The 16,665-nt window shown below is 67.0% G+C and carries 16 protein-coding genes; 7 read left to right on the top strand and 9 right to left on the bottom strand.

Annotation, left to right across the window (positions count from 1 at the left end):
• Nucleotides 1-68: 68 nt before the first annotated feature.
• The 5 genes from QX126_RS19640 to QX126_RS19620 form a co-directional block, all read right to left on the bottom strand.
• Complete coding sequence (locus QX126_RS19640; protein ID WP_315736205.1) at nt 69-947, bottom strand: 3-hydroxybutyryl-CoA dehydrogenase; 879 nt, start codon at nt 945-947, stop codon at nt 69-71.
• 99 nt (nt 948-1,046) lie between these two features.
• Nucleotides 1,047-1,991, bottom strand: a complete 945-nt coding sequence (locus tag QX126_RS19635) for an electron transfer flavoprotein subunit alpha/FixB family protein (RefSeq protein ID WP_315736204.1) — start codon at nt 1,989-1,991, stop codon at nt 1,047-1,049.
• Nucleotides 1,991-2,740 carry an electron transfer flavoprotein subunit beta/FixA family protein gene (locus QX126_RS19630; RefSeq protein WP_315777790.1) on the bottom strand — a complete coding sequence of 250 codons (750 nt, stop codon included), beginning with the start codon at nt 2,738-2,740 and terminating at the stop codon, nt 1,991-1,993. Before QX126_RS19630 ends, QX126_RS19635 begins: the two co-directional genes overlap by 1 nt.
• A 118-nt stretch (nt 2,741-2,858) precedes the next feature.
• Nucleotides 2,859-3,431, bottom strand: a complete 573-nt coding sequence (locus tag QX126_RS19625) for a cob(I)yrinic acid a,c-diamide adenosyltransferase (RefSeq protein WP_315736202.1) — start codon at nt 3,429-3,431, stop codon at nt 2,859-2,861.
• A 44-nt stretch (nt 3,432-3,475) separates the two neighbouring features.
• Nucleotides 3,476-3,670 carry a twin transmembrane helix small protein gene (locus QX126_RS19620; protein ID WP_015664263.1) on the bottom strand — a complete coding sequence of 65 codons (195 nt, stop codon included), beginning with the start codon at nt 3,668-3,670 and terminating at the stop codon, nt 3,476-3,478.
• 131 nt (nt 3,671-3,801) lie between these two features.
• On the opposite strand from QX126_RS19620, the gene QX126_RS19615 reads away from it, so the two are divergent.
• Entirely contained in the window at nt 3,802-4,695 is an 894-nt protein-coding gene (locus tag QX126_RS19615; RefSeq protein WP_315736201.1) for a YihY/virulence factor BrkB family protein, read from the top strand.
• Here QX126_RS19615 and QX126_RS19610 read toward each other — a convergent pair.
• Complete coding sequence (locus tag QX126_RS19610; RefSeq protein WP_409998898.1) at nt 4,622-5,776, bottom strand: ATP-binding protein; 1,155 nt, start codon at nt 5,774-5,776, stop codon at nt 4,622-4,624. The two genes, QX126_RS19615 and QX126_RS19610, sit on opposite strands and share 74 nt — an antisense overlap.
• Before the next feature lie 133 nt (nt 5,777-5,909).
• On the opposite strand from QX126_RS19610, the gene QX126_RS19605 reads away from it, so the two are divergent.
• Nucleotides 5,910-6,167, top strand: coding sequence for a hypothetical protein (locus QX126_RS19605; RefSeq protein ID WP_315783040.1), 258 nt, complete (start codon nt 5,910-5,912; stop codon nt 6,165-6,167).
• Nucleotides 6,168-6,397: 230 nt separating this feature from the next.
• On the opposite strand, the gene gluQRS is transcribed toward QX126_RS19605, so the two are convergent.
• Nucleotides 6,398-7,267 carry a tRNA glutamyl-Q(34) synthetase GluQRS gene (gluQRS, locus tag QX126_RS19600; protein WP_315736199.1) on the bottom strand — a complete coding sequence of 290 codons (870 nt, stop codon included), beginning with the start codon at nt 7,265-7,267 and terminating at the stop codon, nt 6,398-6,400.
• Between the two features lie 123 nt (nt 7,268-7,390).
• On the opposite strand from gluQRS, the gene QX126_RS19595 reads away from it, so the two are divergent.
• The 5 genes from QX126_RS19595 to QX126_RS19575 all read left to right on the top strand — a co-directional run bounded on the left by QX126_RS19595 (nt 7,391) and on the right by QX126_RS19575 (nt 13,309).
• Nucleotides 7,391-8,044, top strand: a complete 654-nt coding sequence (locus QX126_RS19595; RefSeq protein ID WP_315777793.1) for a DNA-3-methyladenine glycosylase 2 family protein — start codon at nt 7,391-7,393, stop codon at nt 8,042-8,044.
• Between the two features lie 108 nt (nt 8,045-8,152).
• Entirely contained in the window at nt 8,153-9,244 is a 1,092-nt protein-coding gene (locus tag QX126_RS19590; protein WP_315783038.1) for a DUF2855 family protein, read from the top strand.
• 75 nt (nt 9,245-9,319) lie between these two features.
• A complete protein-coding gene (locus tag QX126_RS19585) occupies nt 9,320-10,294 on the top strand; it encodes a peptidyl-alpha-hydroxyglycine alpha-amidating lyase family protein (protein ID WP_315783036.1) in 975 nt (324 codons plus the stop codon).
• A gap of 222 nt (nt 10,295-10,516) precedes the next feature.
• A complete protein-coding gene (locus QX126_RS19580) occupies nt 10,517-11,074 on the top strand; it encodes an HNH endonuclease (RefSeq protein WP_009025578.1) in 558 nt (185 codons plus the stop codon).
• Between the two features lie 273 nt (nt 11,075-11,347).
• Complete coding sequence (locus tag QX126_RS19575; protein WP_315783034.1) at nt 11,348-13,309, top strand: putative bifunctional diguanylate cyclase/phosphodiesterase; 1,962 nt, start codon at nt 11,348-11,350, stop codon at nt 13,307-13,309.
• Between the two features lie 20 nt (nt 13,310-13,329).
• Here QX126_RS19575 and QX126_RS19570 read toward each other — a convergent pair whose 3' ends face one another.
• The gene (locus tag QX126_RS19570) at nt 13,330-14,625 is read right to left on the bottom strand and encodes an MgtC/SapB family protein (protein ID WP_315783031.1); all 1,296 of its coding nucleotides are present in this window, start codon (nt 14,623-14,625) and stop codon (nt 13,330-13,332) included.
• Nucleotides 14,626-14,708: 83 nt separating this feature from the next.
• On the bottom strand, nt 14,709-15,920 hold the full coding sequence (locus QX126_RS19565) for an APC family permease (RefSeq protein ID WP_315783029.1): 1,212 nt from the start codon (nt 15,918-15,920) through the stop codon (nt 14,709-14,711).
• Nucleotides 15,921-16,665: the final 745 nt, after the last annotated feature.

The following is a 16,665-nucleotide window of genomic DNA, read 5'->3' as shown; positions in this document are numbered from 1 at the left end:
CTCTCTGGGGCACACGCTAGCCGAGGAGGCTTAACGAAGCGTATCGAGGGAGCCGCGGTGGCGGGAAATTAGCGGGTCGGCACCGGCTTGGGGCCGCGGTAATCGTAGAAGCCACGCTGCGTCTTGCGGCCGAGCCAGCCGGCCTCGACATATTTCACCAGCAGCGGACACGGCCGGTATTTGGAATCCGCCAGCCCCTCGTGCAGCACCTGCATGATGGACAGACAGGTATCGAGACCGATGAAATCGGCAAGCTCCAGCGGGCCCATCGGGTGATGCGCGCCGAGCTTCATCGCCGCATCGATCGCCTCGACGTTCCCGACGCCCTCATACAGCGTGTAGATCGCCTCGTTGATCATCGGCAGCAGGACGCGGTTGACGATGAACGCCGGGAAATCCTCGGAGACGGCGACCTGCTTGCCGAGCCGCCCGACGAACTCCTTGGCCGCCTCGAAGGTGGCGTCGTCGGTGGCGATGCCGCGGATCAGCTCCACCAGCTCCATCAGCGGAACCGGATTCATGAAATGGATGCCGATGAAGCGCTCGGGGCGGTCGGTGCAGGCGGCGAGCCGGGTGATCGAGATCGACGAGGTGTTGGAGGCGATGATCGCCTCCGGCTTCAGCACCGCGCACAGATCGTGGAAGATCTTGCGCTTGACGTCCTCCTTCTCGATCGCCGTCTCGATGACGAGATCGCAATCGGCCAGGCCGTCGAGGGTTTCGGTGATCGAGATGTGGCCGAGCGCCTGATTGCGGGCCTCCTCGGAGATGACCTTCTTGGCCACCTGACGGGTCAGGTTGCCGTTGATGGTGGCCATGCCCGACTTCAACCGGTCGGCAGTGACGTCGTTGAGCACCACGTCGAGCCCGGCCAGCGCGGCGACATGCGCGATGCCGTTGCCCATCTGTCCTGCGCCGATCACACCGAGCTTGTTGATCTGAGCCATGTTGTCATCCACCCGGACGGCACGCCTGCTGCGCCCGTCCATGCCCTTGGAAGTGAGAACACCGGCCGCCGCGGTCCCATGCGGCCGGTGCCAGCAGCGTTATTTGCCGAGCTTGCCGAGCGCCTCGGTCAGCTCGGGAACCGCCTGGTACAGGTCGGCCACCAGGCCGTAATCGGCGACCTGGAAGATCGGCGCGTCCTCGTCCTTGTTGATCGCGACGATCACCTTGGAGTCCTTCATGCCGGCCAGATGCTGAATGGCGCCTGAAATGCCGACTGCGACATAGAGCTCCGGCGCCACGACCTTGCCGGTCTGGCCGACCTGCCAGTCGTTCGGCGCGTAGCCTGCGTCAACCGCGGCACGCGAGGCGCCGACGCCGGCGCCGAGCTTGTCAGCCAGCGGCTCGATGTATTTGGCGAAGTTCTCGCGGCTCTGCATCGCGCGGCCGCCGGAGACGATGATCTTGGCCGAGGTCAGCTCGGGACGGTCGCTCTTGGCGACCTCCTCGCCGACGAAGGTCGACAGCGCCGGATCGCCGGCCGCCGCGACGGTCTCGACCGACGCGCTGCCACCCTCGCCTGCCGCGGCGAAGGTCGAGGTGCGCACCGTGATGACCTTCTTGGCGTCCTTCGACTTCACGGTCTGGATCGCGTTGCCGGCGTAGATCGGCCGCTCGAACGTATCGGGCGCGACGACCTTGATGATCTCCGACACCTGCATCACGTCGAGCAGGGCGGCGATGCGCGGCATCACGTTCTTGAAGCGCGAGGTCGCGGGCGCAACGATCGCGTCGTAGTTCGCGGCGAGCTTGACGACGAGGTCGGCGAGCGGCTCGGCGAGATCGTGCGCGTAGGCCGCATCGTCGGCCAGCAGCACCTTCTTGACGCCGGCGAGCTTGGCGGCGGCATCCGCCGCGCCCTTGGCGCCCTGGCCCGCGACCAGCACGTCGACATCGGCGCCGAGGGCAGTGGCCGCCGTCAGCGCCTTGTTGGTCGCGTCCTTGATCCCGGCATTGTCGTGTTCGGCAATCAGCAGCGTGGCCATCAGAGCACCCCCGCCTCGGTCTTGAGTTTGTTGACGAGCTCGGCGACGTCCTTGACCTTGACGCCGGCCTTGCGGCCCGCCGGCTCGGTGGTCTTGAGCACCTCGAGCCGCGGCGTGAGATCGACGCCGGTGTCGGCGGCGGTCTTCTCGGCGATCGGCTTCTTCTTCGCCTTCATGATGTTCGGCAGCGACGCATAGCGCGGCTCGTTGAGGCGCAGGTCGGTGGTGACGATCGCCGGCCCCTTCAGCTTCACGGTCTGCAGGCCGCCATCGACCTCGCGGGTGACCTTGAAGTCGGAGCCGTCGACCTCGAGCTTGGAGGCGAAGGTCGCCTGCGCCCAGCCGAGCAGCGCCGCCAGCATCTGGCCGGTCTGGTTCGAGTCGTCGTCGATCGCCTGCTTGCCGAGGATGATCAGGCCCGGCTGCTCCTCCTGGGCGACGGCCTTGAGGATCTTGGCGACCGCCAGCGGTTCCACGTTGCCCTCGGCCTTGACCAGGATGCCGCGGTCCGCGCCCATCGCGAGCGCCGTGCGGATCGTCTCCGAGGCCTGCGCGGGGCCGATCGAGACCACCACCACCTCGGTCGCCTTGCCGGCTTCCTTCAGCCGCAGCGCTTCCTCGACGGCGATCTCGTCGAACGGATTCATCGACATCTTGACGTTGGCGAGCTCAACGCCCGATCCGTCGCTCTTGACGCGGACCTTGACGTTGTAATCGACCACCCGCTTGACCGGCACCAGAACCTTCATCGATCCTCTTTCGCTCTAAATTGTCCGGGGTTGACCTTTCGGGCGCGGAACCTAAAGCCCCCATCCCCCCCGGTCAACGCGCGACGGGCGAAAAAACGCAGGCCCGCACGCCGCCGGGTTAACGGTTTTGCCCGGGCACCCACAACACGTCGCCGGCGCCGTTCCGGTTCGCGGCCCGGCTCGCCACGAACAGGAAATCCGACAACCGGTTCATATAACGAATGGCGGCCTCGCTGACCGGCTCGTCGGGCTTGCCGGCGAGCTCCGTCATGATCCGTTCCGCCCTGCGGCAAATGGTACGCGCCACATGCAGATGCGCCGCCGCCGCGGTTCCCCCGGGCAGCACGAACGACGTCAGCGGCGAGAGCCGTTCGTTCAGCGTATCGATGTCACGCTCCAGGCGGTCGACCTGGCTGGCGACGACGCGCAGCCGCTCCGCCTTGCCCTCGCGCTGCGGCACGGCCAGATCGGCGCCGAGGTCGAACAGATCGTTCTGGATCAGGCCGAGCATCGCATCGATCTCGGGCGCATCGGCCAGATGCAGCCGGACCACGCCGATCGCAGCGTTGGTCTCGTCGACGGTTCCATAGGCGGAGACGCGCAGATCGTACTTGGGACGGCGCTCGCCATTGCCGAGCGCGGTCGTGCCGTCGTCACCGGTCCGCGTGTAGATGCGATTCAGGACCACCATGCTGCTTCTCAACGTCCGTTTCTCGACGCCTCGGCGTCTCGGTCTCAGCGCCCCATCGCCCAGATCGCCGCCATGGCAATGACGACCGCGACGAACTGCAGGATCACCCGCCAGCGCATCAGCTTCTGCGACAGGTTCGGCGAGCCGCCGCGCGTCATGTTGACGAGGCCGAGAAACAGCACAAGGGCGACCGCGCCGACGGCGATGGGAAGGATGAATTTACCGAGAAGTGAAGCCATCGGGGCTAGATAACACCGCAGACGCAAGAGCGCCATGGCGGATCCGCGCGGCCGGCGCTGCAACTTCTGGCTTTTGGACCCGTAATATCGGATTGTACAAACCAAGTTTCTTTTGCGGAGTGCAGGGACAGGTGAAGGCGCTTCGCTACATCTTCCACGTCGTCATGGACGCGTTCTACACCTTCCTCGCCGACGACGGCTGGGCGATCGCCAGCCATATCGCGCTGTCGACGCTGATGGCGCTGTTTCCGTTCCTGATCGTCCTGACCTCGCTCGCCGGCTTTCTCGGCTCCAAGGACCTGGCCGACCAGGCCGCCACCCTGATGCTCGAGACCTGGCCGGCGCAGGTCGCGGATGCGCTGACCGGCGAGATCCACGACGTGCTGACCACGACCCGGACCGATGCGCTGACCATCGGCGCCGTGCTCGCGGTCTACTTCGCCTCGAATGGCGTCGAGGCGCTGCGGGTCGCGCTCAACCGCGCCTATGGCGTGATCGAGCAGCGCCGCTGGTACTGGCTGCGGCTGGAATCAATCGGCTATACTCTGGTCGCCGCGTTCACGGCGCTGGCGATGTCGTTCCTGATCGTGCTCGGCCCGCTGATGCTGGCCACAGCCCGGCGCTATTTGCCGCTGGCGGTCGAAGCCAACGAGCGCTTCGTCAACCTGTCGCGCTACGGCATCACCATCAGCGCGCTGATCGTCGCGCTGTTCATCCTGCACGCCTGGCTGCCGGCGGGCCGGCGCAGCTTCATGCAGATCGTGCCCGGCATCGTCTTCACCTTCGTCGCCTCGCTGGTGTCGGGCATCGTGTTCGGCCAGTATCTGGCGCGCTTCGCCAACAACTACGTCACGATGTATGCGGGGCTCGCGTCGGTGATCATCGCGCTGGTGTTCCTGTATTTCATCGCCGCGATTTTCGTGTATGGCGGCGAGTTGAACGCCTCGATCATCAAGTCGCGGCTGCCGCGCGGCGTATCGCTCCAAGAAGCGCAGTCGCTAGAGCCCGCGGCGAAACGGGCTTGAGCAGGAACGCGTCCGCGCCGGCAGCGCGCGAGGCCGCCTCGTCCTCGCCGCGTCCGGACACGCCGATGATCGGGATAGTCCCTTGGGGCGCGTCCAGCTTGCGAATGCGAGCAATCGCCTCGACGCCGTTGATGCCGGGCAGCACCATGTCCATCAGCACCGCATCGTAATTGCCGGCCGCGATCCGCTCCGGCGCCGCCTCGCCACGGCCGATGAACTCGGCCTGGTGGCCGAGCTCGTTGAGGATGGTGTTGAGCACCACGCGGCCGAACGGATTGTCCTCGACCCCGAGGATGCGCAACGGCCTTGTCGGCGCCAGGGTCACGCCATTCTCCGATCCGCCCGCCGCGGTGTGCGGCGCGGCCGCAACGGTCAGCGTCACGGTCAGCGTGAAGGTCGTGCCGCCGCCTTCATGCGGCGCCACGGCGACGTCGCCCCCCATCGCGCGCGCCAGCTGCCGGACCGAGGACAGGCCGAGGCCGGCGCCGCCGAAGCGCGAGGCGATCGAGACATTGGCTTGGCTGAACGGGCGGAACAGCCGCTTGATCTCCTTCAGGGTCAGGCCGATGCCCGAATCCGAGACGTGGAAGGCGATCGCGGCGCGGCCCCTGTTCGCGCCTCGGCCTGCGCCCGTGCTCGGCTTGCCGCGACCACCGCGACGTGCGGGAACGACCTCCAGCGCGACGCCGCCCTGCTCGGTGAACTTCACCGCATTGTCGATCAGGTTCTCCAGCGCAGCGCGCAGCCGCACGGGATCGCCGAACACGAGTCCCGGCAAGTCGTCGGAGACGTGGACCTTGACATCCAGCCCCTTGGCGGCGGCGCGGCCCGACAGCGAGTCTCCGGCGGCCCGCGCCAGCACGCGCAGATCGAACAGATCCTCACGCAGCAGCGCGCCGGCGGTCTCGTCCTTGGCGGCATCGACGAACAGGGTGGCGAGGCTCGACAGATGCTCCGCGCCGGCCTTGATCGTATCGACCCAGCGCCGCTCGCGCTCGCCGAGCTCGGAGGTGGCAAGCAGGTCGCTGATGGCGAGAATGCCTGTCAGCGGCGTGCGCACCTCATGGGCGAACACCGCCAGCGCGGCTTCGACGACCCCTGGTGATCCGGCACCAGCCCTGGGCACTGACTTCGCGGTTTCGGGCTTCCTCACTCCGGACTTGGCCGCGCTTCGCCGGCTCCCCGCCATCGCCGTGACCTGAGGAACGTGCTTCTTGAGCGGTCGCGCCTTGGCCGGCGCCGCCTTCGCGGCCTTGGTCTTCGGCGTTTGTGTCTTCGGCGGTTGTGTCTTCGGCGGTTGTGTCTTCGGCGGTTGTGTCTTCGGCGGTTGTGTCTTCGGCGGTTGTGTCTTCGGCGTTTGTGCTGCGGACGACGGCATCCTGACGGATGTCGTCCTGGAGGACGCCTTTTCAGCGGGCGCTCTGGACGCGCCGGCGGGCCTGGGCGCAGCCGGCTTGGCCGGTCGGGCCTGACGCCCCGTACTCATCTTCCGAACGCGCTTCATCATGGCCCCTGTGACATGAACTCCGAAAAACGAAGGGGCACTTGTACTGTCATGTCTCGTCGTGCCGCTTTCGATTGAAGCTCCCGATTACCCGCGCCATTGAGCAGCATGGCACGGTCGTTTCCGGGTGTCACGATGCCCCGGAGGTTGTCCCCGCCGGAAACATTCGGAGATATCAGGGCTGCGGACAGGACACGGCTAGACCATGCCGATCCTGTGTCGGATTTCCGTCGGCGAGACGCCTTCCGCGCGCAAGGCGCGCAATCCCGTCGCCTGGGTGGACTTGGACAGCTTGTGGCCCTGCGCGTCGCGAATCAGTTGGTGATGCCGATAGGCCGGGGCCGGCAGGCCGAGCAGGACCTGCAGCAGCCGGTGGACGCTCGTGGCATGAAACAGGTCCTGTCCACGCACCACCTCCGTCACCCCCTGCAGGGCGTCGTCGATCACGACGGAGAGGTGATAGCTGGTCGGCGTCTCCTTGCGCGCCAAGACCACATCCCCCCAGGCCTCCGGCCTTGCTTCGACCCTGCCACTCTCGCCCCAAGGCCCGGCGCCATACTCGTCCCAGGCCGCCCGGCCCGCGCGCGCGACCGCGGCGGCCATGTCGAGCCGCAAGGCATAGGGCGCGCCGCTGGCCATCAGTGCCGCACGGTGCGCCTCGGAGAGCGAGGTCGCCGTCCCCGGATAGAGCGGCGCGCCATCCGGATCGCGCGGCCAAGCCCCCTCTGCATTCCGTTGCGCGACCATCCGCGCGACCTCGGCCCGGCTCTCGAAGCTCGGATAGACCAGCCCCATGCCCTGCAGCCGCTCCAGCGCAGCGCGATACTCGGCGAGGTGCTCCGATTGCCGCCGCACCGGCTGCTCCCAGGTGATGCCGAGCCAGGCGAGGTCCTCATAGATCGCCTGCTCGAACTCGGGGCGGCAGCGGGTCGGGTCGATGTCCTCGATGCGCAGCAGCAAGCGGCCGCCGCTCCGCTGCGCGCATTGGAAGTTCAACAGCGCCGAAAAAGCGTGGCCGAGATGCAGATAGCCGTTGGGGCTGGGGGCGAATCGGAAAACGGGTGGCATGTCATCTCGTCCTTGCCGGACTTGAGCTGGCGTGGTCCGACGATCATTCTTCGCGGGCTCGTTCGATCCGAGATGGATACGCGGGTCAAGCCCGCGCATGACAATGGAAAAGGTCGCACTGAGATGACCCTTCACCTCGATAGCCAGGACATCCTCGAGGATGCGATCCGCGACCTGGTGAAGCAGGACGCGCGGCTGGCGCCGATCCTCGCCGCCGCCGGCATGCCGGCGCTGCGGCGGCGCGAGCCAGGCTTTGCCGGGATCGCGCACATCGTCTGCGGCCAGCAACTGTCGACCGCCAGCGCAGCCGCGATCTGGGGCCGGCTGCAGGCGGCATTCGATCCCTTCGATGCCGACGCCATCCGCCGCGCCCGCGCCGACCGGCTGGGACGGCTCGGTCTCTCTGCGGCCAAGATCAAGACGCTGAAGCACATCGCGCGCGAGCTTGGCGCCGGGCGGCTCAATCTCGACGTGCTCGCCAATGAGGACGCCGATGCCGCCCACGCCACCTTGACGACCCTGCCCGGCATCGGACCGTGGACCGCCGACGTCTACCTGCTGTTCTGCCTCGGCCATGGCGATGCCTGGCCGGCCGGCGACCTCGCCGTGCAGGAGGCGGTCAAGGTCGGGCTCGGCCTTGCGACGCGGCCAACGGCCAAGCAGATGATGCCGCTCGCGGAAAGCTGGCGGCCACTGCGCGGCGCGGCGGCGCACCTGTGGTGGAGCTATTACCGCGTGCTCAAGAAGCGCGAGGGCGTCATCGCATCAGCGAACTAACAACTCCGGCGAACGCCGTTTCAAACAAAGTTGGGGTTGCAAAACGGTCATCGATGTCGGCCAGGATCGCACCACGACGCACATCATCGAACGGCCGAGGTCTTCATCATGCAATCGTCCGACTTCATCGTCACACGCAGCGATCTGCAGCAGTGCAAGACGATCGTCACCGAGATTCCCGATGGCGACGCGCTTCCTGCCGAGGCGCTGCTGGTGAAGGTCGACCGCTTCGCCTTCACCGCCAACAACATCACCTACGCGCTGCTCGGCGAGCAGTTGAAATATTGGCAGCTGTTTCCTGCGCCCGACGGCTTCGGCATCATTCCCGTGTGGGGCTTCGGCGACGTGATCGCCTCCCGCCATCCTGCCGTCGCGGAAGGCGAGCGCCTGTTCGGCTACTTCCCGATGGCGACGCATCTCGTCATCGAGGCCGCCGATGTCGGCAAGCGCGGCCTGCGCGACGCGGCCGCACACCGGCAGGGCGTCGCGCCGGTCTACAACGCCTATGCGCGGGTCGGCGACGATCCCGCCTTTGCCGGACGGCACGGCGATCATCAGGCCCTGCTGCGCCCGCTGTTCATGCTCTCGTTCCTGGTCGACGACTTCCTCGCCGAACAGGCCCAATTCGGCGCAACGACCGTGATCCTGTCCTCGGCCTCGAGCAAGACCGCGTTCGGACTCGCCCACCTCTTGCATACGCAGCGCAAGGGCATCCGCGTGATCGGGCTGACCTCGCCATCGAATGCGGCCTTCGTCCGCTCGCTCGGCTGCTATGACGAAGTCGTGACCTACGATGCGGTCGACATGCTCGACGCGACGTCGCGCGCGGCCTTCGTCGACATGGCCGGCAATGCCAGTCTGCGCGCCGCGCTGCATCGACACTACGGCGACAACCTCGTCTATTCCGGCCGCATCGGCCTGACGCATCAGGACGGCAGCGATGATGTCGAGACGCTTTCCGGCGCCCGGCCCACCTGGTTCTTCGCGCCTGACCAGATCAGGAAGCGCGCCAAGGAATGGGGACCGGGCGGCATCGAGGCGCGGCTCGGCGCGGCGTGGCAGGACTTCGCCCCGCGGCTCGACGGCTGGCTGACGATCGTCGACGGACGCGGTCCCGACGCGGTGCGGCGCGTCTATCTCGACACGTTGCAGGGACGCATTCCGCCGGATCAGGGGCACATGCTCACGATGGCAGCATGAGGCGCTTTCCGCCGGGTGCCGGTCGCGTGTAGCCTTGCGGCAACTTGGATTGCGCGAATTCCCGGAGGCCACCGCATGTCCCCCATTCTCGGTTCTGGCGAGCACAGCTATCGCGTCGTCAAGGACTGGGCCAAGCTGCCCGAAGGCTGGGCGCTGACCGACGTCGCCTCGGTTGCCGTGGACAGCAAGGACCGTGTCTACGCCTTCAATCGCGGCGCCCATCCGATGATCGTGTTCGACCGCGACGGCAATTTCATCAGGAGCTTTGGCGAGGGCCTGTTCAGCCGCGCCCATGGCCTGTCGATCGACGGCGACGACAATCTGTACTGCACCGATGATGGCGACCACACCGTCCGCAAATGCACTCCGGAAGGGACGGTGCTGCTGACCATCGGCCTGCCGAAGCGTCCGACCCCGTTCATGAGCGGCGAGCCGTTCAACCGCTGCACCCACACCGCGCTGTCGCCCTCGGGCGAGATCTATGTCTCCGACGGTTACGGCAATGCGCGGGTCCACAAATACACCCCCGACGGCCGGCTGATCCGCAGCTGGGGCGAGCCGGGCTCCGATCCCGGCCAGTTCAACATCGTTCACAACATCGCGACCGATGCCGACGGCTTCGTCTATGTCGCCGACCGCGAGAACCACCGCGTCCAGATCTTCGACGGCAACGGCCGCTACGAGACGCAGTGGAACAATCTGCACCGGCCCTGTGCGCTGTGTGCCTGCGGCGCCAGGCGCAGGACCTTCATCATCGGTGAGCTCGGTCCGGGCATGCCGGTCAACCTCAACGTCCCCAATCTCGGCCCTCGCCTGACCATCACGGATGCTGGCGGTCAGCGGCTGGCGCGGCTGGGCGGCGAGCACGGCCCGGGCCTGGAAACCGGCCGTTTCCTGGCGCCGCACGGCCTCGCGATCGACAGCCGCGGCGACATCTATGTCGGCGAGGTCGGCGTCACCAATTGGAGCACAAGCTTCCCGGACCGGCCGATGCCCGCCGAGCTCAACATCCACCGCTGCCTGCAGAAGCTGGAGCGTGTCCCGGCCTGACGACGCCTCGCCAGCCAGTTGGGGCGGCGACCGTAGATCTGCGACTGATTTGCAGTGCAGCTGCAAACCGCTCTGCCGCCGTTTTGACGCCTTTCGGGCGCCGCCTCGAAAGACGGGAGAAGCCGTGTCAAGCCATTCTTGGGGCTTCACAATCCCGTCACGCTGCATGTAGTATGTGAGGGCATGCTGCTTCGCAGCCGTTATGGAGGCCAGGAGCGTTACTTGAACGCACATGTCTCGCAAGGCGGTTGGCCGGTGTTGGTGCTGAACGCGGACTTCCGGCCGCTGAGTTATTACCCACTGTCTCTCTGGTCGTGGCAAGACGCGATCAAGGCGGTGTTCCTCGATCGCGTCAACATTGTCGAATACTACGACAGAGCGATCCGAAGTCCCTCCTTCGAGATCCAGCTGCCCAGCGTGGTTTCGCTGAAATCCTTCGTGAAGCCGACGACGCATCCGGCCTTCACCCGCTTCAACGTCTTCCTCCGCGACCGCTTCGCCTGCCAGTACTGCCACTCTGGCGACGACCTGACCTTCGACCACGTCATTCCCCGCAGCAAGGGTGGCCAGACCACCTGGGAAAACGTCGTCGCCGCCTGCTCGCCCTGCAATCTGAAGAAGGGCAATCTGACCCCGCAGCAGGCCAAGATGTTCCCCAAGCAGGCGCCCTACGCGCCGACCGTCCACCAGCTCCATCGCAACGGCCGGCTGTTTCCGCCGAACTACCTGCACGACAGCTGGCTCGACTATCTCTATTGGGACACCGAGCTCGATCCGTAGCGGATCGGCGCTTTGTCGTCGTCGTTGGACCTCTGTGAAATGGCGGAAGCGCTCGCACGGCAGTGCCGGCTGGGGGTGATCGATGTCCGACGTCGACGACCACCGGCTCGATCGGCCAGACGGCTCGCTGAATGGCTCGGCCGTCCGGCGGTATAATGGGCTGGATTAACCCCACCTTAGGCCCCTGTTCAGCATGCTCCTGCGTCGCCGCGTTGGGCGCCGCCATGGCTGCCCGCTTCCGTCACCGATTCAGCAGGGCCGTCCGTTCCGCGCATGCAGACCGCAATCACCGAGTGCAAAGCGGCGGCGCTCGCGAAAGCCCAGGCAGCGAGCTCGCTGCAGAACATTTCCCTGACGCTGTTCGCCAATGTGGCGATCGCAACGTCGCTGGCGCTGTTGCTGTATCTCAGAGAGGGAGGCACGCTCATCTTCTGGTGGCTGGCAGCCGCCATCACCTTCGCGGCGCTCCGCGCTGGATGGGTGTCGTACCTGAAGTCTTCCGGACGGATCGAGCGCGATCCACGGCGCGTGCTGCGCAATCTCACCATCATGGCTTTCGCCAGCGGAGTGCTGTGGGCGATCGTCCCGCTCGCGCTGCCGGCCTTCTCCCGCGCGCACAACGTCAACGACGTCGTCTTCATCATGGCCGGCACCACCACCGGCGCCATCATCCAGAGTCTTGCTTATTCGCCGATGGCGATCGCCTTCGGCGCGCCGCTGATGGGCTCGACCGTGTTGCGGATGCTGATCTCGGGCAGCGACGTCGACTACATCGTTGCGGTCGACGTCGCATTCCTGACCTTCATGCTGTTCCGCGCATCGCGGCTCGGCGAGCGCAACTTCATTGCGAGCCAGAATACCGCCATCGAGGCGACGGTGCTGGCGGAATCCGTCGCCGAGGCCAACCACGCCCTGGAGCGCCTGGTTCGCACGGACTCGCTCACCGGGCTCGCCAATCGCAGTCACTTCCGCACCGTGGCCGCCGCGGCCTGCCGTTCCGGACGTGGGGTCGCATTCCTCCTGATCGACGTCGACAACTTCAAGACCATCAACGATACGCGCGGCCACGACGCCGGCGACCGGGTCATCCAGGCCGTGGCCACCCTGCTGCAGTCCGCCTGCCACGCCGACGATCTGCCGGTTCGCCTGGGCGGCGACGAGTTCGTGGTCGTCATGCAGGGTGACGATGTCGCGAGCCGATCCGTCGCACTCGCCGAATGGCTGATGGCCGCCCTCACGCAGCCGCTCGCGATCGCGGGCCAGGTGCTGCCCGTCAGCTGCTCGATCGGCATCGCGGCGCATGCGGAAGGCTCGATCGATCTGGAAGAGCTCTCCGCCCGCGCCGACGTCGCGCTGTATCGCGCCAAGGACGACGGTCGCGGCTGCATGCGCGTATTCGACGCCAAGATGCAGTCCGAGCTGACGCTGCAGCGCCGGCTCGATGCGGAGCTCCCCGCCGCGCTGGCCCGCCGCGAGCTGCACGTCGAATTCCAGCCCCAGGTCGCGATGGCCACGCAGGAGGTCATCGGCTTCGAGGCGCTGCTGCGCTGGAAGCACCCGAGCGCCGGACTGATCCCGCCGCCGGACATCGTGTCCGCGGCGATCCGATTGCGCCTGTCCGGCCAGCTCACGGAGTTCGTGGGCGAGCGCGTCTGCGCGTTCCTGCGCGCGCTCGACCGCAAGAAGGCGCACGGCATCCGGGTGTCGATCAACGTCTCGCCGCGGGAATTCCCGCTTCACTCGCCGGCGCAGACCCTCAAGACCGTCTCCGAGCGCTACGGCGTCGATCCCCACCGGATCGAGATCGAGGTGACCGAAGAGGCGATGTTCGACCCCAAGCGCTGCGCCGACGAATTGAAGCTGATCGACCAATACGGCTTTGGTCTTGCGATCGACGATTTCGGCGTCGGCCATTCCTCGATTGCCAACCTGATGGCGGTCGAGATCGACACCATCAAGGTCGACCGCTCCTTCATCCACGGCATCGCCGGCAATCGACGGGATCAGCAGCTCGTCGCCGCCATCACCGCGGTGGCGCTGCCGCTCGGCCACCGCATGATCGCCGAGGGCGTCGAGAGCGAGGCGGATGCCGAGTGCCTTCGCATGCTCGGCTGCTCCTATGGACAGGGCTGGCTGTATGGCAAGCCGATGAAGGAGGACGACGCCATCGCGTGGCTCGTCCAGCATCGCAGCGGTGCTGCTGCCGCGGTCGAGCGCTTGCCGCGCAGCGCGTAGGTGCGGCGCGGACGTCGCGCTCACGGATGGACCAGCACATCGGCAAGACCATGGGCAAGGCTCGGTCCGAAGGCGCCGGCCCACGCGGCGGCGATGACGAGGACGAGTCCGGGGACGAGACGCAGGGCGAAGGACGACCCGCCGCTGGTCCACGCCACCACGATCTTGCTGATCGTGTTCGCCGACAGCGCCGCGAGCACCGGAGCCACGGCATCGGCGGCGCCGATCTTGCCCGACGCGGCAAGCGCAGCCGCGGCCACCGCCGGCGCATGGGTATCGACGAGACCGGCGACGGCGGCGCTCGCCACCAGGCCGGCTTCGCCGAACGCCTCGCGCAACGCGGCCGACAGCACCAGCACCGCTGAGATCGTCAGCGCCAGCAACAGCGCGCCCGGCAGGCTGAAGGCGTGTCCGGGCGGCAGATCGGCGGAGCCGCTCTGCCGCAACCCGACGATCGTGAAGATCGCACCGTAGATCGCCGCCGCCGCGCCGGCGCATAGCAGCGGAACCAGCAGCGCCTGCAGCGCCGGCAGGCTGGTGACGGCCAGCACCGCGGCGAGCTGGGCGATGGTCGCGACGGTCGACAATGTCGCGCCCGCAGCCGCGGCACCGCCGAGCTCCGGCGCCTTGCGCGCCCGCGCGCCCATCGCGCCGATCGTGGCCGTGCTGGAGACGAAGCCCGAGGCGAAGCCGGATACGGCGAGCCCGCCGCGTGCGCCGAGCAGACGCATCGAGACATGTCCGGCGGCACCGATCGCCATCATCAGGACGACGAGCGTCCAGATGCCGCGCAGATTGAGCGCGCCGTACGGACCGATCGGCTGATCGGGGAGCAGGGGCAGCACGACCAGCGTGGCCGCGGCAAAGATCAGGCCGTCCTTGAGCTCGCTCTCGCTGAGCACCGAACGGACGAAGTCGTGCAGCACCGGCCGGGCCGCCAGCAGCACCGCCAGCACGACGGCGACGCCCGCCGCCAGAGCCGGTTGCTCGGTGGCGAGACCGCCGAGCAGGACGGTCAGGATCAGCGCCGCCTCCGACGTCAGTCCCGGATCGTCGCTGTGCGAACGCCAATAGGCGATCGCGGTGAGGACCATGATTCCAGCGGTGACGACGGCCAGCAGCACCTTGCCGCCGATCAGCATGCCGATCGCGCCGGCAAGCGACGCCACGGCAAAGGTCCGCAAGCCGGCGGGCGAGCGTCCGGGCCCCTCGCCCTTGCGGCGCTCGCGCTCGAGGCCGATCAGCAGTCCGATGCCGAGCGCAACGACGATCGCGATGATCGCGGGACTGAGGCTCATGAGATCCGGCATCGACATGGTCCTGAATCACATCGCCAGGTCGACGCCGGAGACCATCGGGAAACATGATACATCGGGCTGACAGTTCCTTCCCGGCCGGCTTAAGGCGCGACGAACGCGCTGACGATCATCAGCATACACGTGACGAGACCGAGCGCAGGGACCCATAGCGGCACCCGCACATGGGCGGCCTCCGATCCGATGCGCCGGATGCGAATACGGAGCAGGCACAGGTTGACGATGGCGAAGATCGTCAGCGTCGCGAGCGAGGTGCCTTCCGCCAGCCGCTCCAGCGGGAAGGCCAGCGCGAGGATCGCGACCGCCAGCATGACGAGGCCGGTTGCGATCAGCGGCGTTCCGGTGCGCGGATCGACGCGGCCGGCGATGCGCGGCAGGTCGCCCTGCCCCGCCATGCCATAGACGACGCGGGCCGTCATCGTCATCTGGGCGAGAATGGTGTTGAGCGTGGACACGATCGCGATCGCATTGAAGGTGGCCGGACTGATGCCCGCGACGGCATTGAACACCACGCTGAGCGGCGCGGAAGAGGCCGACAGCGTGCCCGGCGGCACGGCGGTCACCGCAATCGCTGCAATCAGCACATACAGCACGGAGGTGATCAGCAGCGTGAGCGCCATCGCCCACGGAATGTTTCGCTGCGGGCTCTTGGCCTCCTCCACGACGTTGGCGAGGTCCTCGAAGCCGACGAAGGCGAAGAACGCGAGCAGGCCGGCGAACGTGATGCCTGAGAGAACGCCGAGATCGAGCGGCGGCGGCGTCAGCAAGGCAGGGCCGAACGCGACGCCGGAGTGAACGGCCGAGACGACGATCCACACCAGTCCGCCGGTCTCGATCAAGGTCAGCAGTCCGGCGAGCATCACCGATTCGAGAATGCCCCAGGACGCGACCATGCCGAGCGAGACCACGATTGCCATCGCGATCAACGGCGTCGGCAGATCGATCAGTTGCCGGATGTAGCCGGCGCCGCCGAGCGTCACCGCGGCCGCCGCAATGATGCCGGTGGCGAGCCGCAGCGAGCCGACCGCCGTCGACAACAGCCGCGACTTGAATGCCGCGCGGGCATAGGCGGCTTCGCCGGCGCTCACGGGATAGCGGGTCGCAAGCTCGGCATAGGAGGCGGCGGTGAACGCCATCACGAACGCCGCCAGCGCAAAGGCCCAGGAGGAATGGACTCCTGCATGACCGGCGACCGCGCCGATCAGGACGTAGATGCCGGCTCCGACGGTTACGCCCGTGCCATAGAGGACCAGCAGCGGCAGTCCGAGCCGCCGCCGCAAGCCAGATGGAGGCACGATTGGATCTTGCGGCACCACGACGTCCATTCTTGATCCCAACGAACAACAGAGTTGTAGGGGCTTAAGGGAGCAAGCGCGAGCGCTCTTGATCTCGGTCAACCGGGACACGCGCGAGACTCTCTGGGCTGCGGCATTCGGCCGCCCGTCAGGACAAGGCGCGTCGCTGACGCACCGGCGCCAAATAGCGTTCGTGCACATGCGTCTGCCAAGACACGCGTCCGCGCTCCCGCGGCGCAATCCGCCCGAGCCGTGCTGATCGAACTCCCCTCCGCAAGCGAGAGGGGGCAGGGAAGACCGAGCCTCGGCTGAGGCCCGTGGCCCCCGTGCGACAAGAATGCACGGGGCAGGAACCACAGGATCAGCCGGATCGACCCGGCCTTCCCTGCGCGATGGTTTTCACGGCTGCTCCGCGCTCTCCCCGGGGACCGGCTTGTTTGCCCCCGTCGCTCGCAACCACGCACGAACGTGATCGCAAGCTTGGCGCCAGCTTCGGGGCGCCAGGACCACACGGCTTGACCGTCCGCCACGACATCAGTCGTCTTGCGCGCGAACGCGCCCGACCTCGCGACGGCCACCACTCCCCGCCCCCGCGTATCGTGACGACGCGTACGCCCCTCTCAGCATGAGGCGGGATGCGCGGGAGATAAGCATTATTTCCGGAAAAGCGAAACAAGATTATTTTTCGCAGGCGGGCTGGACATCAGCGGCAGATTGCGCTCGCCACCTCGATCGATTTGCCCGA

Origin of the sequence: Bradyrhizobium sp. SZCCHNPS1003 (assembly GCF_032381555.1) — a bacterium.
Classification (GTDB): Bacteria; Pseudomonadota; Alphaproteobacteria; order Rhizobiales; family Xanthobacteraceae; genus Bradyrhizobium.
The sequence above is the reverse complement of the archived record's forward strand: the minus strand, read 5'-3'. Positions and strand labels throughout refer to the sequence as shown.